This is a genomic window from Salinibacterium sp. 10G20-15, assembly GCF_057365065.1.
Genome location: NZ_CP195118.1, coordinates 1,831,417 through 1,855,035, shown reverse-complemented (window position 1 = coordinate 1,855,035; position 23,619 = coordinate 1,831,417). Strand labels below are relative to the sequence as shown.

The following is a 23,619-nucleotide window of genomic DNA, read 5'->3' as shown; positions in this document are numbered from 1 at the left end:
CAGAGTGATCATCAGCATCCCCGGGCAATGCACTTTAGACTTGACTGCGCGTAAGCGTTGCATCACACAACTCTAAGGACTCGATTTCGTGAAAATTGCGGTAGTTGCTCTCGGCAAAATTGGCCTCCCTTTGGCCGTTCAGTTCGCCTCCAAGGGCCACGAAGTTGTGGGTGTCGATATCAATTCCGACTTCGTCGACCTCATCAACAAAGGCATCGAGCCGTTCCCCGGTGAAGCTCACCTGCAAGAGCACTTGAGCGAGCTTGTGCCCGCCGGCAAACTGCGCGCGACCACCGACTATGCCGAAGCGATCCCGGGCGCTGATGCCGTAGTGCTTGTCGTTCCGTTGTTCGTCGACAATGACGCCAACCCCGATTTTGGTTGGATGGATGCCGCGACCCGCTCGCTTGGTGAGCACCTCACCCCCGGCACCCTCGTCTCCTACGAGACCACTCTGCCAGTGGGAACCACGCGCACCCGATGGAAGCCACTGCTCGAAGAGGTTTCCGGCCTCACGGAGGGTACCGACTTCCATCTCGTCTTCTCCCCCGAGCGGGTGCTGACCGGTCGCGTTTTTGAAGACCTCCGTAAGTATCCGAAACTCGTTGGTGGGCTTTCCGCCGAGGGCGCTGCTCGCGCCGCTGACTTCTACAATGCCGTTCTCGACTTTGATGATCGCCCCGACCTCAAGCGCCCCAACGGCGTCTGGGATCTTGGGTCGGCCGAAGCCTCCGAACTCGCCAAACTGGCCGAGACAACCTACCGGGATGTCAACATTGGCCTCGCCAACCAGTTCGCTCGCTTTGCTGACAAAACCGGCATCGACATTTATCAGGTTATTGAGGCGACAAACTCGCAACCGTTCAGCCACATCCACCAGCCTGGTATCGCTGTGGGTGGGCACTGCATCCCGGTCTACCCGCGTCTCTACCTGTGGAACGACCCCGATGCCACCGTGGTGCGCGCGGCACGCGAAGCGAACGCCGGCATGCCCGAATATGCCGTGGGGATGCTCGAGGGCGCCCATGGCGACCTCAGCGGTCAGCGCGTAGCAGTATTGGGCGCCGCTTACCGCGGCGGAGTGAAGGAGACGGCGTTCTCGGGCGTATTCCCGACTGTTGCCGCCCTCGAGGCCCGTGGAGCCGTGGTGAGTGTGCACGACCCCCTGTACACCGATGAAGAACTCGCCGCACTCGGTTTCGCTGCCTACCACTGGGGTGAGCCCCTTGACGCTGCCGTGGTGCAAGCTGACCACGCCGAGTACCGCACGATCGCTGCAGACCAGCTGCCCGGCATCCGCAGCTTCATCGATGGTCGCCGCGTCAGCTCGGCCGATCAGTGGCCCGATGTGACCTACCGCGTAATCGGCACCGCTTAGCGGGTGGAGGATTTGAGCACGTCGATCGCCTCGGTGACCGGCCCGTCAAAGATCTTCTTGCCCTTCTTGACGACGATGCCGCGCTCGCACAGCTCACGAACCGTTTTGGTGTCGTGGCTAACGACGACCATCGTCTTTCCCTCATCAACAAGCTGACGAATCTTTTTGCGGCACTTTTCCCGGAACGGCGCGTCGCCGACACCCAAGATTTCATCCACAAGGAGCACGTCAAGCTGCACGTGAATAGCCACTGAGAACGCAAGCCTCAGGAACATACCTGACGAGTAGTGCTTCACTTCGCTGTCGATGAACTCTTCAATCTCAGAGAACGCAACAATGTCATCGAACTGAGCGTCGATCTCCTTCTTACTCATCCCGAGAATCGCTGCGTTGAGGTAGACGTTCTCGCGGCCTGAAAGATCGGGGTGGAAGCCAGCGCCGACTTCAATGAGCCCGGCGACACGCCCCAGGGTACGCACGCGACCGGCGTCGGGTTCGAGTACGCCGGAGATGAGCTTGAGGAGAGTGGATTTTCCCGAGCCGTTGTAGCCCAGAATCGCTACCGACTCCCCCGCTCCTACAGTGAAGCTGACATCGTTGAGCGCATCAAAAGACGAAGAGATCTTTTTCTTCTTTGTCCAGGCGATGAACGCTTCTTTGAACGAGTGGGTGTGACGCAGCAAGAACGTCTTTTTTACGCCGTCGACGATGATGCTGGGGCGAGAATCTGGAGTGCGGAGTGATTGTGTCATTAGAGGTCCTGCGCGAATCGTCGCTCAAACTTGCGGAACACCATCTGGCCGATGAGGGTCACCACTACAGCGAGGAGCAGCGCCAGAAGAGAGTTACGTAGGAGGTCGGGCGGCGTGGGTAGCGCGCCTGCGGTAGAGGAATACCAGAAACCGTAGTGGAAGAGCTCAACGGCTGAGGTAAGAGGGTTGAGCATATAGATCTCGTAGAGCCACCCCGGCAGTACGGCAGCAATACTGTCGTAACCGTAAAGCACGGGGGACGCCCATGTCGCAAAGATTCGGATGATCTCCACCAGGTTCTGGGCGTCGCGATACGAAACGTTTACTGCACCGAAAATGAGTCCAAGGCCTGTCGAGAAGATGATGACGATGAGCGCACCCAACAGCACTGCGGCTATCTCGAGGATTCCGGGCTGCCATCCCGTGAGGATAGTCGCAATCAACAGGACCACTACCTGCGGCAAGAAATGTATGAACGCGACAATCACTGCGGCAACCGGAAACAGCTCACGCGGCAGATAGATCTTCTTTACGAGAGCTTTGTTGTCGACGACCGAAGTCGTTGCGTTTGTGAAGGCTTCGTTGAAGAGATTGATGACGATGATGCCGGCGAGCAGGTACACCGCGAAGTTGTCGATTCCACGAGAACGGCCGAGCACGATGCCCATCACGAAGAAGTAGATGAGGTACTGGCTTAGCGGTTTAACGTACGACCAGCCCCAACCGAACGCCGAGTTGCGGTAGCGAGTCGAAACGCCCTTTCGCACCAAGAGGCGCAGCAGATAGCTGCGTCGGAATACGTCGAGGAGCCCTCTGCCACGACCGGGAGTGGTATACCCCGTGAGGTCGATATCTCCTGTAGCGGACAAGCTAAAGCTCTCTTTCGCGGATCTCTTCGGCTACAAGCGGGGGCTCGCACCGATACAACGTCAACAATCTTAGTGGGGCTAGTCAGTTGCTCCTCAACGCTGAACGGTATCCGACCACGCTTCAACAGAAGTCAGGGCATCCGCGTGATCTTGGTACCGTTTTTGGAGAGTTTTCCATTCGCGAGCAAGCTGACGATTGAGCGAAATACTCTCCTTGAGCAAACGCCGGAACGAGGCGCGGTCACGCACGTACCATGACGCAGCCTTTCCGTCAGCCGTATCGATAAGCACGCTGTCGAGCAGTGGCACTCTCCACCAGGTTGCTTCTCGCTTCGCTAGCTCGACTTGAGGCTGGGTGCGAAGACTGGCCGGGGTGTCAGTGAACCAGTGACGCAGCACCGCTCGCGCTGTGAAGAGCGCCAGCGCCAGAGCGCCAGAGGGCGCCACAGAGTCCTCGCCGTACACATGACGTCCATCCCGACTGTTCGGAACGTTTGCTGCTGCATAGTGCTGCATCTCGCCGAACTCGCCAGCTTGCGCCCGCAATTGCTGCAACGCCGTTGGCATGAGCTCATGAAGTGACTCTGGGCCGTTGAGAACGTCTCGAAACGCCTGATTCCGAATCGTAGCCGGGTAATACTGGAATGAAATCAGATGCTTGATGTCGATCTTCCTGAACTCGCCAAGCACCCGTGCGGGCGATGATGCTCTCGAATGCAGCAGAGCGACAATGAGCCGATTGCGGGCGTGAAAGTACGCCTGCCAGTCGACTGTGTCGTCTTTATCTCCCCAAGAGATATGCCACAGCGCTGCTCCGGGCAACGATACTGTGGGGAATCCCGCTTCCTGAGCTCGAAGTCCGTATTCGGCATCGTCCCATTTGATAAAGATAGGTAGCGAGAGCCCTATTGCACGCACCACCGACGTTGGAATAAGACACATCCACCATCCGTTGTAGTCGCCGTCTTGCCGTGAGTGCAGCCACGGAGTCTCACGAAGCGAACGAAGGGCAAAATCGTGACGCTCGTGGGCACGATCAGCGGGACCCCACATGAACTTGTCGCGGTCAACCACCTCAGCGAAGGCATGAAGAACCGAGCGCTTGCCGAGGTCGAGCATGTGACCACCCACGATGGTAGGGCTCACGCAGAATCGAGCAAACCAGGTGGCACGAAAGATGCTCTCGGGCTCGAGCTCTACGTCGTCGTCCAACAGCATGACGAACGCCGATTCAGGGCTGTCGAGCGTTTCCATCATGCCGCGAGAGAATCCACCTGAGCCGCCCAAGTTGGGTTGGCGGACAATCTGGAGTTTGTCTCCCAGCACCGACGCAACCTCCGCGTACCCCTCTTGCTTTGCTACCTGCTTGTTCCCCTGATCAACGACAAAAATCTTGTCGATCTCTGGAAGAACCTCGGGGCTATCCGCGAGCACTTGAAGGGTCGCTACGCAGTAGTCGGGTTTGTTGAAGGTAGTGATACCTAGCGACACCTTCCCTGGAGTCACTGGGGCTTCATCCACAGTCCATTCGAGGTGAACGAGCTGCAGATCGGTGTGTGCCGCTAGGTCGAGCCAGTACCAGCCTCCTTCAGCGAAGGGGGTTAGGGGCAGGTCAAAGGCGAGACTCTCGGCGCCCTCGATGTTTCGCTCTTCCACAAGATGGGCAGCCCCCGTGGAGTCCGATCTCATCACTGAGACCGTGCCGCGCCCGCTCAGCTCAGCTCGCGCCACAACTCGTTGCACGGTGGTCCATCGTTGCCAATAACTTGCAGGAAACGCATTGAAGTATGTGGCGAGCGAAATGCTGGTGCCGGCGGTCACCGTCAGTGAGTGTCGCCCGGTGACAGAAAGCGCATCGCTGTCTGCCGCATCCACGTAGAGGGGAAGTAATTCATCACCGTGCTTCTCGGGGAAGACCGCATGTTGAATTGTTGTAGGGAGAGAACTCGAAGTCATTGTGCTTCTAGTGTGCCCTGCCCGACCGTGATCGGCCGCATTCTGAATCCACTTTGCGTTGAACTCTATGTGAACTCTTGGTGATTGCCGCTGTGCGATAGGGTCGATCTAATGTTTGGGGGAACAGATGAAAAAAGCACTGAGTATGGTCGCACTCGTTTTGGTGACGGCGGTAGCGTTCTCGGGCATAGCTCCGATTAGATCTGCTGAGGCAGCAACGTCGGTGTCGCGACTTTCAAGAAGCGACCGCTATCCGACTGCGGTACAGATATCCACATCGCGATTTGCTCCCGGTGTTCCCGTCGTTCACATCGCTACCTGATGTGACTACCCCGATGCGCTGAGCGCTGCTTCCGCGGCGGCCGGCCAAGGCGGCCCGCTTCTGTTGGTCGCAAAGAACTCGATTTCTAGCGTCGTTGCTCGAGAGTTGGCACGCCTCAAGCCCGATCGCATTAATGTCGCGGGAGGAGCCGGCGCGATCAGCAATAGTCTCGTTTCATCGCACAGAAAGTTCTCGCCTGGGAAGAGGTTCTCAGGTCCTGACCGCTCTGCGACCTCGCTCGCCATCACCGAAGACGCGTTCCGTTCCAGCGAGGTCGTTGCCTACAGCTCTTGGCCTGAACGCAGGGTGGACAGCGGCGGAAAATTTTTCCGGCAGCGCGCGCTGAACAGAGTAACTATTGTTCAGTCAACTTCCGTGGCGACGCACGTTGACGACTTGGCCGGTGAGATCTCCAAGAAGCACGTCAATCGAGGCATTTGCGACCTGCTCCGGTTCCAGCAGAGAACCTTCTGGTTCTTCGCCGAACGCATCAAGACGCATCTGCGTCTTCGTGCGCTCCGGGTTGATGCAGTTCACCCGCACGCCGTAATCGGCCCACTCTTCTGACAGCGACTGAGTCAGATTCACCGTTGCTGCCTTTGTCGCCGAGTACATGCCGTAGTTTGCACGGCCTCGGGTGTACGAACTTGAGGTGAAGAACAGCAGCTGGCCGCTGGTCTCACGCAGATACTTCAACGATTCCTGAGCGATAATGACCGGTCCGAGGAGGTTCACATCCAAGATATTGCGCACCTGCTCAGGAGCAAACTGCTCGACGCTTCCCAGTTCCAGAACACCGGCGGTATTTACTACGTAGTCAATCCGGCCAGACTCCGCGTGAGCTGATCTCAGAGCCGCAGCAACAGATTCGCGATCCTCAACCGCTGTACCTGTGGTTGAACGGCTGAATGACGCGACGTGAACGCCGAAACGTTCCGCGGCCTCAACGATGCCCCGGCCAATTCCTGCACTACCACCGAAAACGACCATTGTTTTGCCGGCCAACTGCTCTTCACGCTCAGAGGCCTCCAGCGAACTATGGTCGGCAGAACGCAACTGAAAGAGCTTGTCGGCAATGAAAATATCAATGCCAGCCGTAACCTTCATGTTCTCTTCTTCGCCCAAAACGACCGCTATTGGTGTCTTTGGTGAATATTTCAGCACCACGGTGCAGTCGTCGCTAGCGACAAAGTCCGGGTCAAGAACAGCCCGCTCATAGGCCTCGCGAATCGTCGAGAGAATGAATCCTTGAGGGGTTTGTCCCCGGCGCAATCGATCGCGGGGCGGAATCTTCCGAATCTTTCGACCGCTACCGGCGACCTTGATGATGGTGTCTGCAGACGGGATAGCAACATCTACAGCTTTGTACGTGTCAAGAGCGTCGACGCAATCCTTGAGGATGCGGTGGCTGACGAATGGACGAACCGCGTCGTGAAAAAGCACCTTCACTTCGTCATCGCCCAAAGCCTCTACAGCCCTGCGCGATGTGTCGTTGCGAGTAGCGCCGCCAGCCAACACACGAGTAAGCTTCGGAAACTCGCCGGACTGGCGAATCTCTTCGACCGCGTCGAAATGCCCCGGTTCCATCATCACGATGATTTCGTCAATCTCGGGGGAACTGTGGACTGCTTCAAGAGTGTGTTGAAGGATCGTTTTTCCCGCGATGCGAGCTAGCTGCTTTGGCATCCCGAGGCCTGCTCGAACCCCGATACCACCGGCCAAAATGACCATGACGGTTCGCAATTCCGATTCAACCTTCACAACAGACCTCTCACCTTTGCGCACCGCAGACCCTGACGAGAGTCAGGGTCTGCACAACCTTCGAAACTTCTATTGGCGAACTACCAAGTTGGCGCTGTCGAGATACTGGCCGACGCCAGAGACCATGGTGCGAACGATCGAAGCCACATGCTCGGGCTGCATGATCGTCGACGGATCCTCATCGGGAGCAAGTGTTTTGCGCAAATCAGTCGCGCAACGACCAGGGGACAACGACACCACGCGGGTTCCATAAATGGCGAGCTCTTCGCGCAGTACGTCACTCATGTTGATGACCGCCGCCTTGGATGCCGAGTACGTTAGCCACCCTGCTCGGCCAGTGATACCCGCCGTCGAAGCGATGTTGACGATTGAATCGAACTTATTGCCGTGGTGAAGCAACTCTTGAATGACCGTGAACGGGGCGTAGACGTTCACCATGATCGTTTTTTCGAAGTCCTCAAACTCGACTTGTTGGAATGCGACTGGGTTGGTGTACCCCGCATTATTGACGAGGATATCGACCTTCGGGTGCGCAGCGTTGATCTCTGCCATTGCGGCGATAATTTGCGGGCGATCGCCCAAATCGACGTTGTACGTGTGAATTCGAGCCCCACGGTCGTTCAACGTCTCAAGCCACTTCACGTTCTCGACGAAGTGCTCACTCTCGCGAGCGACCAAAATAATGTCTGAGACCGTAGGCTCGTTTGTCAAGAACTCACGCGCAGTCGCAAGGCCAATACCTTTGGATGCGCCCGTAATGAGAACAGTCTTATTCATCAGCATCCTGCTTACTCCGCAACAACACATTCGCAATCTGAACATCGACAGGCCCAGTGACCTTGAGATTGCTCTCGTCTCCGTCGATGAAGTGAACATCGTGGCCAGCAGCCGCAACGAGCGTGGCATCTTCCGTATATTCGGTACCACGCTCGAGCGCGAAGTCGTGGCTCGATTTCAAATCTGCACGCAAGAATTTTTGCGGCAACTGCACATTGCGCAGGTTCTCCCGCTCCAAATAGCCCGTAACTCGTTTCGCGAGCGGATCAACCGGCGCCACCGTGAACGAGATTGGAGACATAAAACTGCAGTTGTCATACGGCGCCGCGATGAGCTCGCTGAAGTCTGCGGCCGTCACCATCGGACGAGCCGACTCGTGAATGAGAACCCGGTCGTTCGAGCAGGAATCGATCATGCGAGCGACCGAGTTGTGGCGAGAGGAACCTGCCTCGACATAGGTCACCGTCGTACCGATCGCATAGTCGCGAACAATCGCCTTGACCTCCTCGAGCCAGCCGGCCGGGTAGTTCAGGACAATCTGATCGATTTCTGGCACTGCATCGGCTGAAACTAATGAGTAAACCAAGACCGGCATACCGTGAACTTTTAGGAACTGCTTGGGTGAATCGGCCCCAAGCCGCGCTCCAACTCCTCCGTTTAGGAGAATGAGACTGTACATACGGAAAAACTCCTCTAACTCCGCAACAGGTCTCGCGACGGCGAGCCTGCGCACGAGTCTAACGTGAACGGACGGTGAACAGACTGAAAACGCGACGTGAACGCGAGAATTTCTAAACGTACTTTTTGGCCTCGTTGAGGAAAACGTCTACATAGCCCTCAGGGGCGAAATCGCCCAAGTAATACTTCTTCCAATTGCGGCGTTCTTCGAGTAGCGAATCATGTTCTAACAGCTCATCGAGCACCTGTTCGATATTGGAGCCGTCACGTGCGAGCAAATATGACGCTTTAGCCAGCGGAAACTCTGAGACGAAATCGTCCGAGGCAGCGATCGCCGCGATCGCAAAAGGTTTCTCAGAGTAAAGGAAGTCTGGAACAATACTGGAGACGTCCGAGATTAGTGCGTCAGAGACATTGAAACACTCTGTAGTCGAGAGATCTTTTTCCGCCGCCGGACCCCATAAATGCTCACGCCCCGACACAGCGCGGTCCGACGCCAGCATTTCCTTGATGCGTTCTGCCGCCGCTGCGTGCTCCGCGTTCACACCCGTGTAGGGGTGAGAACGGAAGACAACGCGAGCGCCCCGGTTCAGAAGCGACTGGACGATCGCGACACCAATCGGCAACGACGAGTAGTTCGAATCTGCAAAATAGCCAGCCCAAGTGGGGGCATACATCACGGTCTTGGTCGCGCCACCGGCAGTAGTCCCACGCGCAACGGCGATATTCTCCACCTGAGGGCGACCCACGATCGAGAACCACTCAGGAGCCGTCTCAATTCCCGCACGGGCGAAACGATCGATCGCTGCCTGACCAGCCACAAAATTCTTATCGAACATTCGTAATACGGGGTTGAAGCTCGGTGCTTTGTCGCTCTCTCCATGCAACAACTGGATATGAGTGAGGTGCGTATATCGCGCCATGTGCACGTTTTTCGCATTCGAGTTCACATAAAACACCGCCTTGAGCGTTGGTGTGATCACACCATCCATGTCGGCCACGATGCTTCGGAGTAAGACCGGGGCGCTCGTGAGCTTACTGGCTGCGACGAAGGTTGCCCGGTTACGCGCGACGACGATGAAAGGCTTATTCAAACGCTCAAGATAGGGCAGCCACATCGCAAGCTGGTAGTCAGTATTCGCGGGAGCATCCCAATGAACGGCGAAAGTGGGACCCACTGCCGCGAGCGAAGACGACAATTGCCGTTCCGCAATCCGACGGCTTCGAACACGAAGGATCCCGTCTGCGAGAGCCACACCCGTGGGAACGGCAGCCACGAGCGTGACCGCTATCCCAATCCACGGATTCACCCCCCACCACGCCAGTCCCGCAAGAACGAACATAGCGATGACGTTCACAAGGAAAATCAGATTGACCCCAAACAGAGGGAAATTGCGCACCGAGATACCAGGTAGGTTCACTGCGTAAGGAATGGCCCCGGCGGCAACTTTGGCGCAATTAACTTCAGTGCCGATCAAGAGACTGAGCACGCCCACGGAAACCCAAACGAGCACGTCATCGCTTGTCCGCACGTAGGCGTAGCCGATCGCGAACAGCACCAGCACACGTGAAAGCACGAATCTCCCCACGTACTGACGCCACCCCCTTCCGCGACGAAGCGCGGGCAGACCGAAAGCTACGATCACAGCGAACGAAATCCCCGCGGTGGCAAGAGCGACCCACAACTCGATACCGAGCAAGAGTGACACAACGCTGAAGGCGGAAAGCGCATTCGCGACGAGCTCGAGACCATTCGCCTGCTCGAAGCGCTTCGCAAATGATCCTCGATCACGTTCCGATGAGCGGGAGAATAATTTCATTTCCTACATTTCTTGATGACATGGAGTGACGCGGAGCGCCTTGCGAAGAGAGTGCAAGCGAATAGCACCTTAACATGTTGCACTCTGAATGGCGCCGAGATACCCCGATGCTCCAGCGTTGGAATCATGGTTGATCAGTGAGTATCCGATAGGCTTAGAGCCTCCAAACGTTCATCCAACGTTCCCTTTCGGAGGCTTGAGCAGGCCTCGCTCGCAACCTAAGATACGGAAATCTTTGACCAGTTCACTCACCGCATCGCGCAGAAGGCTGCGGTTTGAGGCCCACAGCACGGGCCAAGCGGTAGATGTGCGATTCGACGGGCATCGAGTCTGGTCGACAGAACTGCCGGCAACGAATGACTCCCCGACAGTCGCTTTGGAGTGGCCCGTTGCTTTGCGGCCGTACCTCAGCGGAAGTACCCAGCTAGAGGTCGCAGATTCGGGCAGCGGAGAGCTGCTCGCGAGTGGCCCCGTCACATTCGGGTTCGCTACACGGCCCGTCTCAGTGCGCGACGCTGAAGGTCGCCTGCTCAGCATCAACAAGTGGGGTCGCCTAGGAGTAAGCGTCGCCGGTGTCGACAACTCTTTTCGCGAGCGCCTCATCGCCCACACGCACGAGATTCTCACGGACCTCGAAAAACTCGGATACACGGCCTACATCACCGGCGGAACACTTTTGGGTGCTGTACGCGACGGCGACATACTGCCCCACGACGATGACACCGACCTCGGCGTGCTTCTCGACCACAGCGACCCCGCCGACATCTCACTCGCCAGCTACCGGATGCAGCGCCAGCTAGAAGACCTCGGCTACGACGTAGTGCGCCACTCCACGGCGCACCTTCAACTGACCTACTTCACCCAAAACGGAAGCATCGACCACTACGTCGACATCTTCACCGCGTTCTATCGCAGCGCCAACGAGTTCTGCCAACCGATTCACGTGCGGGGACACTTGCCGATCGAGTCGCTCCTGCCCCTCAAACCCATCGAATTCGCGGGAATCAGCATGCCCGGCCCCGCCGACCCCGAAGCCTGGCTAGAGATCTGTTACGGACCGGCGTGGAGCATCCCGAACCCCTCGTTCGCATTTGTCACGCCCATGAACACGCGGCGACGCTTCGAGAACTGGTTCGGCTCACAAAACACCAATCGCGTGTTCTGGGAATCCCGACATACCGCAGCAGCGACCTCTGCAACCAGAGACGCCCGCGCCCATAAGCGCGAGCTCGACACAATTCTGGCCACGCTGCCTGCACACTCAGCCGTCGTGGACTTCGGTACCGGCGATGGTGCCGATGCCATCACCATCGCCAACCACGGACACGCGGTGATCGGTATCGACTACAGCTACAAAGCGCTATCGCGCGCGAACGCCCGTGCCCAAACTGAAGCCAAAACCTCTTCCTCGATCGAGTTTCGTTACCTCAACATCTATGACCGCCGAGAGCTGCTGGCATTCGGAGCCGAACTCGTCAGGCAGGGCATAACCTGGAATTTCAACGCCACGAATCTGCTGGCGGGACTCACTAAAGAGGGGCGAGCGAATCTTTTCCTCTTCTTGAAACTCGTGATGGATGCCGACGGCCTCGCGATCACAACGTTTGATACCAACTACTCGGTCACCCATTTTCGCGGCGATAACCCCCTCACCTGGCATTACCCCCTCGACTGGCTGCACGCCGAAATCACACCCCACGGACTCACAGCAGAACTACTTCACACCGGAAAACGGCGAACCGCTAACGGGCACCGCCGAACCGCAACCGTCGTCATTCGACGATCGCACGCCAGCCACACTGAAAAGGAGGCAGCATCATGGAACGCCTAATCGGACGGATCCTCAACAAGATCGCGCCACGCACTGCAAACACCATCAAGGTGCTCGTGCACTCCAGCGAAGACGCCGGCCTCGCCAGTAGGATCGTCAACTACGAGAAAGAAATCGCGGAACTGCGTCAAGAGATCGACGAACTGCGCAATGACAGCCTGCGCGTAGCTGAACTCTACGATCTCGTCTTCGAGCGCCTGCGCGAGAAGATCTAACCAGCCGGCGTTCCCCCGCTGCACGGGGTCGCGGCACTAACCCTGTGCAAGAACCGGGCGCAATTTGTTCTCGAACATACTCAGCGCCGACGCAATCGCCATGTGCATATCGAGGTACTGGTATGTACCCAAGCGACCGCCGAAGAACACACCGACCTCGGCATCCGCATGCTTGCGGTACTCCAGCAAGCGCTGACGGTCCTCCGGGGTGTTCACCGGATAGTACGGCTCGTCGTCGCGGTTCGCGAAACGCGAAAACTCACGCATGATGACAGTCTTTTGCGACTGATAGTCCCGCTCGGGGTGAAAATGACGGAACTCGTGGATGCGCGTGAACGGCACATCAGCATCCGCATAGTTCATGACAGATGTGCCCTGGAAGTCCCCCACCTCAAGCACCTCCTGCTCGAAATCGAGTGTGCGCCATGACAACTCGCCTTCGACGAAGTCGAAGTAACGGTCAACAGGCCCCGTGTACACAACGGGAACCTTGCCCACCATTGTCTGCTTATTAATCGGCTGAGACTCGTCAAAGAAATCAGTGTTGAGTCGAACCTCAATATTGGGGTGATCCGCCATCCGTTCAATCCAGGCGGTGTAGCCGTCGACAGGCAAACCCTCGTAAGTGTCATTGAAGTAATGATTGTCGTAGCTGTAACGAACGGGCAGGCGGCTAATGACCTCGGCGGGCAAATCGGTAGGAGCCGTCTGCCACTGCTTCGCGGTGTAATCGCGAATAAAGGCTTCATAGAGCGGGCGACCGATGAGCGAAATCGCTTTCTCTTCCAAGTTCTGCGGTTCGGCATCGCCCAGCTCCGACGCTTGCTCAGCCACAAGCGCGCGTGCGGCATCCGGCCCAAAAGCGGCACGGAAGAACTGGTTGATCGTGCCCAGATTGATGGGAAGAGGAAAGACCTCGCCGCCGTGGTTCGTATACACCCGGTGTTGGTAATCGGTGAACTGTGTGAACTGTGTCACGTAATCCCACACGTGCTTGTTCGACGTGTGGAACAAATGTGCCCCGTAGCGGTGCACCTCAATTCCCGTCTCAGGCTCGATCTCGCTGTAAGCGTTGCCACCAATGTGCGAGCGGCGATCAATAACGAGCACCTTCAGGCCCAACTCATTCGCGGCACGTTCAGCGATCGTCAAACCGAAAAAGCCGGAACCAACTACGAGCAGATCTGGAGTCACAGTACAACCTTTAGGAGTGGAAGCCGCGGGCAATAAACCGACGGTAAGCGATACGACGAATCGCGACAGGCACCAGACGGTAACCTCCGCGCACAATCACATTACGAACATTCTGCAACGGGGTGGTGAACCCCAGCTTTCTAAACTCCCTCTGCAAACGCAACTCTGCCTTGAGTTGGCCGAGGCCACCCCGGCGCGTATACGCTCCCGCGCTCACTCGATACATCAGCAAAGCTTCTTGCAAATTGTCGACCTTCGCCCTCGCATCAATCATGCGCGCGAAAAGCCAATAGTCTTCCATCAGTCCCACGTCGATGTAACCGCCCGCGGCCCGCACCGCGGACCGACGATACATAACAGTCGGATGGTTGAAGGGATCGTGAAAGCGCGAGTACCGTGCGATTTCCTCCTGGCCTTGAGGAGGAATGCGCTTTCCAATGACCGAGCCGTCATCCTCCGCGAACTCGTACATGGCCGTGCCGACCAGATCGAGCCCGCCCGCGATTGCAGCGCGCTGCTTCTCAAAACGGGTCGGCAACGACACGTCGTCGGCATCCATCCGCGCCACAACGTCGCACGCACATTCCGCGAGCCCCACTTCGAGCGCGTGAGCGAGCCCCCGATTGCTTTCCAAAACCACCAGCTTGGCGGGAACGGATGACGACTCAACAAGCTTCGTCATCATCGCTCCCAACTCCCGCGAAATAGGACCGTCTTGCACGATCACCACTTCCGCGGGTTTGAGGGTCTGTTCGTCGATGCAACTTCGAAACGCCCGCTCAAGAAAGGCGGGCCGGTCTCCCGCATAAACCGGCAAGAGCAACGAGAAGGCTTGATCGTCAGCCGTCATCGCGTGCTCACTGATCGCTCGATGCTGGCGACGGCCTTGGCAACGACCGAGAGGTCGGCGAAGAAATCTACATTCGACTGGGGCCGCGTGCGAATGCCCTCCGCGAGTCCACGGCGCAATCCCGACCACAAGACCGATCGCTGTTGTGAGCGACGAATGGTTCGTATCCAGCGACGGATGCTCGACGCTCCGTACATCGCCTTCTCACGTGGTGTGAGCCCGCGTGAGAGTCGCATCAGCCACACTTTGTTGCGAACTTCGAAGAAAAAACGCTCCCCCGGATCAAGATCGGTCGAGCCGAGAAGCTTCGTCTTATGAACCACAACACTCGCGGGAACGAAAACGCCCCTAGTGCGACGGAGGATACGTGTCGAGAATTCGAAATCATCGTTCCAGATGAAGTAGTCGGCGATGGGCAGACCGCATCGCCGTACCGCGTCCGCCGCGACGAACATGGAGACGAAGGATGAGCTGCGAACCGCAAGGGTCCCTGCCGCCTTCGCCGCTGATCTCTCAGTCTTGCTGACGAATGGCTTCTCCCGCGGGGTATTCATCGGATGATCGCGTCCGTCGGTCCAGATCACGCGGGATCCGGCGATTGTCACCTCAGGTTGAGCGTCAACGGCGGCAAGCAGTTCAGCTGCAGCGGACGGCGTGGGGATTGTGTCATCGTCCATGAGCCAGAGCCATGTGGGATCGTGCACAGCGAGAGCGTGAGCCATTCCTGCGGCAAAACCACCTGCGCCACCCGTATTGCGCTCGAGGGTAACCAGATCGACCTGCGGAAAACTCGACCGCACCGCATCACCCGAACCATCGTCTGACGCATTGTCGACGACCACGATGGCGTCTAAAGAACGTGACTGCGCGCAGAGGGCGGCCAGTGCTTCCATAAGCAGTTCGCGACGGTTATAAGCCACCACCACCGCAACTACACGGGAAACTTGCGGCATCTTAGGTATCTCGATCTCACTGTCGCGGAGGGAAGGGCAACACTCACCGTAGACGAAGAGCGCACGAGGAACACTTTACAGGGCGCAGCTACCTCCTATAGATAGGATTACCCCGTGCAGAACGTCGAATCACGGCCCGGAGGGCTTCAGTGACCTGGTGGGAGACCATTCCCGCATTCCTTGTCGTCCTCACGATTGGATTGGCTCCGGGACTGCTGCTGTCAGGGGCTCTCGGACTGCGAGGGCTCGCCCTGCTGGGCTCGGCCCCAGCGTTCTCGTTAACGACAGTGACCCTAGCGTCGATCACAGCACCGTTCTTTGGTGCGCCTTGGGGACTCGCCCCCATCGGCGCCGTCACCCTTGTGTTACTCGTTGTCGTGGTCGTTTTCAGACTGCTGTGGCACCGTCTGCGGCCTCAAGCGGCGTTCGCTCGTCCTCCGGCGCGGCTTCTCACGTGGGCCGCGCTCGGCACCGGCGTAGCCGCGCTGATCATCGCAATGAGATTCATCGTGGCGTTCGGCGAGCCGGAAAACATCTCGCAGACTTACGACAACATCTTTCATCTCAACGCCGTGCGATACGTCATCGACAGCGGCAATGCGTCATCGCTAACACTCGGCGGTCTCAACATTGACGATCCTGGTGTTGGCTCGTTCTACCCTGCAGGGTGGCATGCGCTTACCGCAGCAATCGCCAACATCAGCGGCGTGACGATCCCCGTCGCTGTCAACCTTGTCTCAATTCTCATCGGCGCCGTCTATTGGCCCCTTGCTTGTGTCTTTCTAGCACGGGCAATTTTCGGACCACGGGCCATCGCCATCGTGGGTGCGGGTGTTCTGTCGGCTGCGTTTGGAGCGTTTCCCTACGGCCTCATCGACTTCGGAGTGCTCTACCCGTACATGCTGGGTGTGAGCCTGCTTCCGACCGCGCTCGCTTACGCCGTCATCGCAACGCGGCTTAGCGATCAACCCGAAATGCGCACCTCTCGCGCGTGGTTCGCTCTGCTCGGCGTGCTTCCCGGAATCACGCTTGCCCATCCAAGCGTCACCATGGCATTTGTAGCTCTGAGCAGCATTCTCGTCGTAGTCGGAGCCCACCGGGAATACACCCGACTTCGCGCCGCGCGCGCTTCGCAGTTCAGAGTTCGAACTCTCATCATTGCCACCCTGCTTGTGCTCGCAGCTTATGTCGCAGCGTGGCTCATCGTTCGCGTTAGCGTCGTCTGGAAGCCGTCACGTACCGCCGCGCAAGCCCTCGGCGAGGTACTGACCAACGCCACGAACGGACTCCCGATCGCGGTCACCATCACCGGACTCGTCATCGTAGGAGCGCTCCAACTTCGTCAGCAGCGCCAACTCGGGTGGTTGCTGGTGAACTTCGGCATCGTTGCAATTCTGTATATCGCCGCGGCCGCAATGCCTCACTCTCTCCTCCAATCGCTGCTCGTGGGAACGTGGTACGGCGACAGCCACCGGCTCGCGTCAATCATGCCGGTCGTAGCACTGCCCCTTGCCACGATGGGCCTCGTTCAGCTGTACGACCGCCTCCGCACTCGAACCGCCACCCTGGGTAGCAGGGGCACCGGCAGCGATGCGCGACAGCGCTCCTACACAATCGCCGCCGTGATCCTGCTGCTCTTGTCGACTCAGGGATACTCCCTGCATGTGGCAACGCTTGAGGCTCGAAGCAACTACGTCATTGACGACATCCCCCACCAAGATGACGACGAAGAAGAAGACAACGAGGCGCCGCTACTCACTGCAGACGAGCGAGACGTGCTCGAACACGTTGACGATTTCGTGCCGGAAGGTGCCGTAGTGGCAGGAAATCCGTGGACCGGAGCTGGACTGGTCTATGCCATTTCTGATCGCCGCGCGATGCTCCCCCACGTCGGCGGGTTCGACACCCCAGAATCTCAGCTAATTGGCGAACATCTGCGCGATGCCGCTAGCTACACTAGCGTGTGCGATGCCCTCGCGACCCTCGAAGTGGGGTATGCGCTAGATTTCGGTACTCGCGAAGTTCACGACGACGAACACAACTTCATGGGGCTCACCCGGCTTGCAACTTCGGATGCGGTGGAGCCCCTGTACACGAGCGGAGACGTAGGGCTATACAAAATCGCTGCGTGTGAATAACAAACAAAAGGAAACCCATGGCAATGACCACATTGAGAGTCGTTCTCGACGACATTGCTGCGCCAGCGTCGCGCAATCTGCGCCGCTATTCGCAGGAACTCGTAAAGCAACTCGTCACTGTGGCTCCCCCGAACTGTGCTGTAGCCGGGATCGTTTCAAGCAATAGCACCAACAGCGAAGTCATCGACGAGCTGTTTCCTCACTTGGCTGAGCTCACGACGCTGCGCCTCAGCCACGACGCGCTGCTCAGAGCCTGGCAACACGGCGTCACGACCATTCCCGCAACACGGATGTCGGGCAAAGGACTCGTTCACTCCCCCAGCTTGTTTGCACCGCTCTCGCGCCACGACCGCGTGAACGATATTGGCACTCAAACCGTCGTCACGATTCACGACACTCTCGCGTGGACCAGTCCAGAGTCGTTGACCAACGCCCAAGTAGCGTGGAACAAAGCCATGGTCAAGCGGGCGCACAAGTACGCTGACGCCATCGTGGTGACCTGCCATTCACTGGCTGACGAACTCAGTGAGATCGTCGACTTCGGCGACCGGGTTCGCGTTATCTCTGGTGCCGCTAGCGGTCACCTTGCTCTTCCCTTCAATGCGGAAGCCCGCGCACATGCGCTGGAGCTACCCGAGCGCTACATTCTCACCACAGGAACTTTGGCGCCACACACGGGGCTAGACGCCCTCATCACCGCGATGGCACATCCCGATGCTCCGGAGATTCCGCTCCTCATTTCGGGGCCACCCGCATGGGGAAAACACGACATCGAAACCGCTATGGCCGAGGCCGGAATAGAGCCAGGACGCATACGCCACCTCGGGGTACTCGGCGACGCAGATCTCGCCGTCGCACTCACCAATGCGACCGTCTTTGCCTACCCAAGCACCGCAGAAGGCTTCAGCCTGCCGGTACTCGAAGCGTTCGCGGCGCAAGTTCCGGTCATCCACTCCGACGCTCCCGCGATTATGGAACTTAGCGCAGATTCAAGCCTCGCTGTCGCTCGGTATCCCGCTGAAAGCTACCCTGAACGGCTGGCGCACGCGCTATCCGAAATCGTCGGCGACGACGAGCGTGCACGCAACCTCAGCATCCAAGGATTCGATCGCGCGCAGCTGTTCAGCTGGCAGACAGCCGCAGAAAAAGTTTGGCAGCTTCACGCCGACCTCTAAATCAGGCGAGTCTTTTCCGCTGCAATCATTCGTCGGCAGACTCCGACGCTTGCGTCGACTCTGAAATGAGTTCGCGAATGTAGTCAAAGTCAGGGTTACCGACGTCGATCGCCGGCGGTGAAAGTTCTACGGTGGTTATTGGCATGTCCCGAGCGTTGGTTGCCAGTTGGGTGAACACGCTCAACATGACACTAGGGATGTCGGTGGTCACCACTTGCTTGCCCGCATCCGCGACGCTTCGAAACTTGGAGAGGATGTTCGCGGGTTCGAACTGGCGCAGAATCGCCTCCTGCACTTCACGCTGACGGAGCATGCGATCGTAGTCGTTCGACCCGTGCCGAGCTCGCGCGTACCAGAGCGCTTCCCATCCTCCGAGGCGTCGTTCACCGACCTCGACCCAACCATCCACGTTGATGGGCTGGCCAAATTCATCTTCACCGCCACCGATAGGTTGCCGCTCCGTCACGTTGATCACCACGCCGCCGAGGGCATCGATGAGATCATCGAAGCCCTTCATGTCGATGAGCACGTAGTAGTGCAGGTGCAGCCCTGTCACTCCCCCCACTGCGTCTCGCATTGCTTCGACGCCCGCAGAACTCGCATTCGCCTCGGCATCTGGATACAGGTCAGGGTTCTCTTCACCGTAGGTGTACAAGTAGCTGATGAGGCATTCGTCACCGCAGTCGTAACCGGAAGGAAAATCTTGATAGAGCGGCGAACCCTCGACAAAGGGAATCGACTCAAGGTTGCGCGGGATTCCAATGAGAGTCGTCTCCCCCGTCTCGGCATCCACACTTGCGACCGAGATACTGTCGGGCCGCAACCCGACACGGTCTGGACCGGCATCACCGCCCAACAGCAGAATGTTGTACCGACCGTCGGTTGGTTCTTCGTAGTCTGCACTGCTGAAGACTTCTGAAATCGTTGAACGGGCCGAGTCCACAATGTTGACCGCGGCCACGGCCACTCCCGAATACGCCACGAGTGCCATCAGCGCGAAGCCGACGACAAACGGCCGAGCTCCTGCGCTAGCCCGCTTAAGGTGAGCCAACCGCAGCGAATCAATAGCGAGCACGATCCAGAGGAGCACGTACGCCACCAGAACAACTTCAACGATGGCAAGCACGAAAGCGTTCGTGAACGCTGACAAGAAGAGGTCGCGAGCGCCGAAGAATAGACCGATTGCGATGACGACGAACAACCAGAAAAGTAACGTCACTACGACCGCAAAACGTCCAAGCCGTCGACTGCCGGCAAGGATCTGCGCCGAGCCCGGCACGAAAACGTTGAGCACGACGAGCCACCACGCCCGGCGAGTCATCACGGGCGTCGATGAGAGGTCGGGAGCCCGTAAAGAGCTAGGAGTACTCACAGCAGTCGCTGCAGCGCGGTATTCTTCTCGGCAACCATCGCTTCAAGCCCCGTGGCATACGCCTGCAGCTTGTCAGCCACCGCGGCGTCTGTCGAGCCGATGATGCGAAGAGCGAGAAGCCCCGCGTTGGTGGCCCCGCCGATCGAGACCGTTGCCACCGGAATCCCGGCAGGCATCTGGACGATAGACAATAACGAGTCAAGCCCGTCAAGTTTTGCGAGGGGAACCGGAACCCCGACCACCGGAAGTGTCGTCACCGATGCCACCATGCCAGGCAGGTGAGCCGCACCGCCAGCACCGGCGATAATCACGTTGACCCCGCGTGATGCCGCTTGACGGCCGAACTCGATCATTCGCTCAGGGGTGCGGTGCGCCGAAACGACTTCTACCTCACAAGCGACATCAAACTCGGCGAGGATCTGCGCTGCGCCCTGCATTACGGACCAATCGGAATCAGATCCCATGACAATCGAGACGAGCGGTGAAGACATATGAGGATCCTATCTGCCGGTTTCGGATGCACTGTTCTCAACACACGGCGAGCCAGCACCGCGTGGGACTACTCGAACTGAGCCGCAGCCGCGCGAGCGGCGTCGCGAACAACATCGAGAGTCAACCCCGACGCCGTGACATGCCCCACTTTGCGGCCCGGACGTGAGTGCTTCGAATAGTCGTGAATCTTTGTGGCCGGCGATGCTTCTGTCGCCGCGCCGATGCGCTCGTGAAATTGCTGCCCTACGGGCCCACCCAGAATATTCACCATAACCGACCACGGTTCGCGGGGGGCCGTGGCACCAAGCGGCAAGTCGAGTACTGCACGGAGGTGCTGCTCGAACTGGCTGGTCTGGCAGCCGTCGATACTCCAATGTCCGGTGTTGTGCGGCCGCATCGCAAGCTCGTTGATCACGATGCGCCCATCGCTAGTTTCGAAGAGTTCGACCGCCAACACCCCCGTCACGTCGAGCCCTTCGGCGATCATCCGAGCAATCGCGGCGGCCTCGTCAGCGAGTTCAGCGCTGACACCCGGCGCAGGAGCGATGACTTCAGCACACACACTGTCGCGTTGGATGCTCTCAACAACAGGCCACAACGCCACGTCACCTGAACGATTACGCGCAATTGACTGAGCGAGTTCGCGGCTGAAATCCACAAGTTCTTCGATGAGGAGCTCGCCAGAGTCAAGCCAGTCAGCTGCCTCAGAGGCCGCGCGCACAATCTTGACCCCCTTGCCGTCATAACCGCCGCGCGGCGTCTTGAGAACACCGACGCCGCCATGGGCATCGAGGAACGCCTCGACGTCAGCGGCGGTCGCGACTTTTGCCCACGCCGGCATGGGAAGCCCGAGCTGCTCGAGTCGCTGGCGCATCAGCAATTTGTCTTGGGCAAAGAGAAGAGCATGCGGGCCGGGGTGCACAGCGATGCCCTCGTTTACCATGGCGGCCAGAACCTCTTGCGGAACATGCTCATGATCGAACGTCACGACGTCGACGAGGCGCGCGAACGCGAGAACTTCCTCGACCGAGCGGTAGTCACCGACGGCGGTCGCAGCAAGAGCAGCCGGAGAGCCCTCCGCTTCTGCGAGCACTCGGATGTCGATCCCCAGGTTAATGGCGGGCGGGATCATCATGCGCGCGAGCTGGCCGCCACCAATAACTCCGACTTTTACTGACATGAACTCTCCAGAGGTAGCCCTGACTGATTGTCAGGATTGTGCAAGACTTCGCAGCTACAATTTCACCGCTCCCTCTATCTTTGCTTATCAATCGGTCGGATTCGTGCGTTCACTCATCACTCAGCTCAGCCGCTTTGGAGTTGTCGGCGCCGTGGGAGTAGTAATTGACGTCACGATCTTCAATATTCTGCGCACGACCGTGCTCGCACCCGAACTGCTGCACGAAGGACCCATCGTCGCGAAGATCGCTTCAACCGGTGTTGCAATCGTTGCGAACTGGCTCGGCAACCGTTACTGGACTTTTCGCCGAACCACCCTTCAGCATCCCGTCCACGAAGGGCTGAAATTTGCTCTGGTGAGTCTGGGAGGCATCGCCATCGGACTCAGCTGCCTCGTCGTCTCGCACTACGTTCTGGGCTTTACCTCACTGCTGGCCGACAACATCTCCAGCAACGTCATCGGCCTAGCCCTTGGTACGATCTTTCGCTTCTGGGGTTATCGCACGTGGGTGTTTGCCGAGCAGACCGAGGCACCTTCGGGCCCAGACGCTCCAGGGCTAGTGGCGCCCCAACGCCCGGTATCCCCAGCCGGCTTCGCGCCACTGCACCGGGTCCAGACAGTTTCGACCGTCGAGGATCGCACGCTTCGCGACGACTGACGCTAGGGTTTCGGGCTCAAGCTCACGGTACTCTCGCCACTCGGTGAGTACCAGAACAACGTCCGCGTCGCGCGCAGCCTCGAGTGGCGTCGCCACATAGTCAAGCTCGGGACGGATGCGGCGCGAAGTTTCGATCGCTTGCGGATCGGTCGCCCGCACAGCGGCACCAAGTTCAGCCAAGCGTGCCGCAACATCCAAGGCCGGTGAATCACGAACGTCATCGGAATCTGGCTTGAACGCCAAACCAAGAACCGCAATACGGGCGCCCGCGATTGTGCCACCCAGAACCTCGCGACACAGATCGACCATGCGCTCACGACGGCGAAGGTTGATCGCATCGACCTCACCCAAGAAATTGAGAGCGTCGCCCGCGCCCAATTCGGAAGCCCGTGCCATGAATCCACGGATGTCTTTCGGCAGGCACCCGCCACCGAAACCCAGACCCGCGTTCAAGAAACGGCGACCGATTCGCTGATCGTAACCAATGGCATCCGCCAGTTGCGTCACGTCGGCGCCGGTCACTTCAGCGACCTCGGCCATCGCATTGATGAAGGAAATTTTGGTGGCCAAGAACGCATTGGCGGCGACTTTGACAAGCTCCGCGGTAGCGAAATCGGTGACAAGACGGGGAATATCTTGAGCGAGCACCGAAGCATAAACCTCGTCGAGTGCCGCCACTGAGTGGTCGTCGCCCGTTCGCACTCCGTACACCAAACGGTCAGGGCTAATGGTGTCTTTGACGGCGTAGCCTTCCCGCAAAAATTCGGGGTTCCATGCGAGGTGAGCTCCGGTAGCCTCGATCTGAGCCGCCAGACGCTCTGCAGTGCCGACCGGAACCGTCGATTTGCCGACAACAATGTCGCCGGGAGCCAACTGCGGAACGATGGCGTCAAAGGCGGCTTCAACGAACCTCAGATCAGCGGCGTTCGACCCCTCCTGCTGCGGGGTGCCGACGGCGATGAAATGCACCGTGGCTTCCTGCGCCTGGCCGATGTCGGTAGTAAACGCCAGCGTTCCAGCGGCCAGGGTCTCGGCCAGCAATTCGGGCAGTCCGGGTTCGTAAAATGGTGCATGAGCTGAGGCGAGCGAGTCGACCTTCGCCTGATCGATATCGATGCCCACAACATCATGACCAAGCTTCGCAAGTGACGATGCGTGCACGGCACCCAAGTATCCGCAGCCAATAACTGAAATCTTCACGCTGCGCACCTTACCCGATGCACGTTTCTCCTCGGTGCTGTTCTTTGA

Annotated in this window: 20 protein-coding genes and 1 pseudogene; 7 read left to right on the top strand and 14 right to left on the bottom strand. The window is 58.4% G+C overall.

All coding sequences use genetic code 11. The annotated features are described in order from the left end of the window. Nucleotides 1-88: 88 nt before the first annotated feature. Complete coding sequence (locus tag ACR3YK_RS08940; RefSeq protein WP_486174543.1) at nt 89-1,378, top strand: nucleotide sugar dehydrogenase; 1,290 nt, start codon at nt 89-91, stop codon at nt 1,376-1,378. Here the strand turns inward: ACR3YK_RS08940 and ACR3YK_RS08935 are convergent. From ACR3YK_RS08935 to ACR3YK_RS08925, 3 genes are all read right to left on the bottom strand, one after another. After that, on the bottom strand, nt 1,375-2,130 hold the full coding sequence (locus ACR3YK_RS08935; protein ID WP_486174542.1) for an ABC transporter ATP-binding protein: 756 nt from the start codon (nt 2,128-2,130) through the stop codon (nt 1,375-1,377). The two genes, ACR3YK_RS08940 and ACR3YK_RS08935, sit on opposite strands and share 4 nt — an antisense overlap. Beyond that, on the bottom strand, nt 2,130-2,999 hold the full coding sequence (locus tag ACR3YK_RS08930) for an ABC transporter permease (protein WP_486174541.1): 870 nt from the start codon (nt 2,997-2,999) through the stop codon (nt 2,130-2,132). The genes ACR3YK_RS08935 and ACR3YK_RS08930 overlap by 1 nt, the downstream gene beginning before the upstream one ends. 93 nt (nt 3,000-3,092) lie before the next feature. Beyond that, entirely contained in the window at nt 3,093-4,955 is a 1,863-nt protein-coding gene (locus ACR3YK_RS08925) for a glycosyltransferase (protein ID WP_486174540.1), read from the bottom strand. A gap of 340 nt (nt 4,956-5,295) precedes the next feature. Between ACR3YK_RS08925 and ACR3YK_RS08920 the strand changes: the two are divergent. Beyond that, a pseudogene (locus ACR3YK_RS08920) lies at nt 5,296-5,436 on the top strand (hypothetical protein); the annotation flags it as partial. A 207-nt stretch (nt 5,437-5,643) separates the two neighbouring features. Here ACR3YK_RS08920 and ACR3YK_RS08915 read toward each other — a convergent pair. The 4 genes from ACR3YK_RS08915 to ACR3YK_RS08900 form a co-directional block, all read right to left on the bottom strand. Then, the gene (locus ACR3YK_RS08915; protein WP_486174539.1) at nt 5,644-7,038 is read right to left on the bottom strand and encodes an SDR family NAD(P)-dependent oxidoreductase; all 1,395 of its coding nucleotides are present in this window, start codon (nt 7,036-7,038) and stop codon (nt 5,644-5,646) included. Between the two features lie 69 nt (nt 7,039-7,107). Next, nucleotides 7,108-7,815 carry an SDR family NAD(P)-dependent oxidoreductase gene (locus ACR3YK_RS08910; protein ID WP_486174538.1) on the bottom strand — a complete coding sequence of 236 codons (708 nt, stop codon included), beginning with the start codon at nt 7,813-7,815 and terminating at the stop codon, nt 7,108-7,110. Next, nucleotides 7,808-8,494 carry an IspD/TarI family cytidylyltransferase gene (locus ACR3YK_RS08905; RefSeq protein ID WP_486174537.1) on the bottom strand — a complete coding sequence of 229 codons (687 nt, stop codon included), beginning with the start codon at nt 8,492-8,494 and terminating at the stop codon, nt 7,808-7,810. The genes ACR3YK_RS08910 and ACR3YK_RS08905 overlap by 8 nt, the downstream gene beginning before the upstream one ends. A 112-nt stretch (nt 8,495-8,606) precedes the next feature. Next, nucleotides 8,607-10,313, bottom strand: a complete 1,707-nt coding sequence (locus ACR3YK_RS08900) for a CDP-glycerol glycerophosphotransferase family protein (RefSeq protein WP_486174536.1) — start codon at nt 10,311-10,313, stop codon at nt 8,607-8,609. A gap of 235 nt (nt 10,314-10,548) precedes the next feature. Here ACR3YK_RS08900 and ACR3YK_RS08895 point away from each other — a divergent pair, with 235 nt between their 5' ends. Continuing rightward, nucleotides 10,549-12,144, top strand: coding sequence for a LicD family protein (locus ACR3YK_RS08895; protein ID WP_486174535.1), 1,596 nt, complete (start codon nt 10,549-10,551; stop codon nt 12,142-12,144). Continuing rightward, the gene (locus ACR3YK_RS08890) at nt 12,132-12,359 is read left to right on the top strand and encodes a DUF6752 domain-containing protein (protein ID WP_486174534.1); all 228 of its coding nucleotides are present in this window, start codon (nt 12,132-12,134) and stop codon (nt 12,357-12,359) included. Before ACR3YK_RS08895 ends, ACR3YK_RS08890 begins: the two co-directional genes overlap by 13 nt. A gap of 36 nt (nt 12,360-12,395) precedes the next feature. Here the strand turns inward: ACR3YK_RS08890 and glf are convergent, their stop codons facing one another. The 3 genes from glf to ACR3YK_RS08875 are packed head-to-tail and all read right to left on the bottom strand — an operon-like array spanning nt 12,396 to nt 15,356. Beyond that, nucleotides 12,396-13,553 (bottom strand): UDP-galactopyranose mutase, encoded by a 1,158-nt coding sequence (gene glf / locus ACR3YK_RS08885; RefSeq protein ID WP_486174533.1) that lies wholly within the window; start codon nt 13,551-13,553, stop codon nt 12,396-12,398. 10 nt (nt 13,554-13,563) lie between these two features. After that, complete coding sequence (locus tag ACR3YK_RS08880; protein WP_486174532.1) at nt 13,564-14,403, bottom strand: glycosyltransferase; 840 nt, start codon at nt 14,401-14,403, stop codon at nt 13,564-13,566. Beyond that, the gene (locus ACR3YK_RS08875; protein WP_486174531.1) at nt 14,400-15,356 is read right to left on the bottom strand and encodes a glycosyltransferase; all 957 of its coding nucleotides are present in this window, start codon (nt 15,354-15,356) and stop codon (nt 14,400-14,402) included. Before ACR3YK_RS08875 ends, ACR3YK_RS08880 begins: the two co-directional genes overlap by 4 nt. A 149-nt stretch (nt 15,357-15,505) precedes the next feature. Between ACR3YK_RS08875 and ACR3YK_RS08870 the strand changes: the two genes are divergently transcribed. Next, complete coding sequence (locus ACR3YK_RS08870) at nt 15,506-17,494, top strand: DUF6541 family protein (protein WP_486174530.1); 1,989 nt, start codon at nt 15,506-15,508, stop codon at nt 17,492-17,494. 17 nt (nt 17,495-17,511) lie between these two features. Then, nucleotides 17,512-18,669: a glycosyltransferase family 4 protein gene (locus ACR3YK_RS08865; RefSeq protein ID WP_486174529.1), complete on the top strand. Its 1,158-nt coding sequence runs from the start codon at nt 17,512-17,514 to the stop codon at nt 18,667-18,669. 25 nt (nt 18,670-18,694) lie between these two features. Here the strand turns inward: ACR3YK_RS08865 and ACR3YK_RS08860 are convergent, their stop codons facing one another. The 3 genes from ACR3YK_RS08860 to ACR3YK_RS08850 form a co-directional block, all read right to left on the bottom strand. Further along, entirely contained in the window at nt 18,695-20,041 is a 1,347-nt protein-coding gene (locus tag ACR3YK_RS08860; protein WP_486174528.1) for an LCP family protein, read from the bottom strand. Continuing rightward, entirely contained in the window at nt 20,038-20,532 is a 495-nt protein-coding gene (purE, locus tag ACR3YK_RS08855; protein WP_486174527.1) for a 5-(carboxyamino)imidazole ribonucleotide mutase, read from the bottom strand. The genes ACR3YK_RS08860 and purE overlap by 4 nt, the downstream gene beginning before the upstream one ends. A gap of 68 nt (nt 20,533-20,600) precedes the next feature. Continuing rightward, entirely contained in the window at nt 20,601-21,713 is a 1,113-nt protein-coding gene (locus ACR3YK_RS08850; RefSeq protein WP_486174526.1) for a 5-(carboxyamino)imidazole ribonucleotide synthase, read from the bottom strand. On the opposite strand from ACR3YK_RS08850, the gene ACR3YK_RS08845 reads away from it, so the two are divergent. Then, nucleotides 21,712-22,371, top strand: a complete 660-nt coding sequence (locus ACR3YK_RS08845; RefSeq protein ID WP_486174525.1) for a GtrA family protein — start codon at nt 21,712-21,714, stop codon at nt 22,369-22,371. The two genes, ACR3YK_RS08850 and ACR3YK_RS08845, sit on opposite strands and share 2 nt — an antisense overlap. On the opposite strand, the gene ACR3YK_RS08840 is transcribed toward ACR3YK_RS08845, so the two are convergent. After that, nucleotides 22,270-23,571, bottom strand: a complete 1,302-nt coding sequence (locus tag ACR3YK_RS08840) for a UDP-glucose dehydrogenase family protein (RefSeq protein WP_486174524.1) — start codon at nt 23,569-23,571, stop codon at nt 22,270-22,272. The two genes, ACR3YK_RS08845 and ACR3YK_RS08840, sit on opposite strands and share 102 nt — an antisense overlap. Nucleotides 23,572-23,619 lie beyond the last annotated feature (48 nt).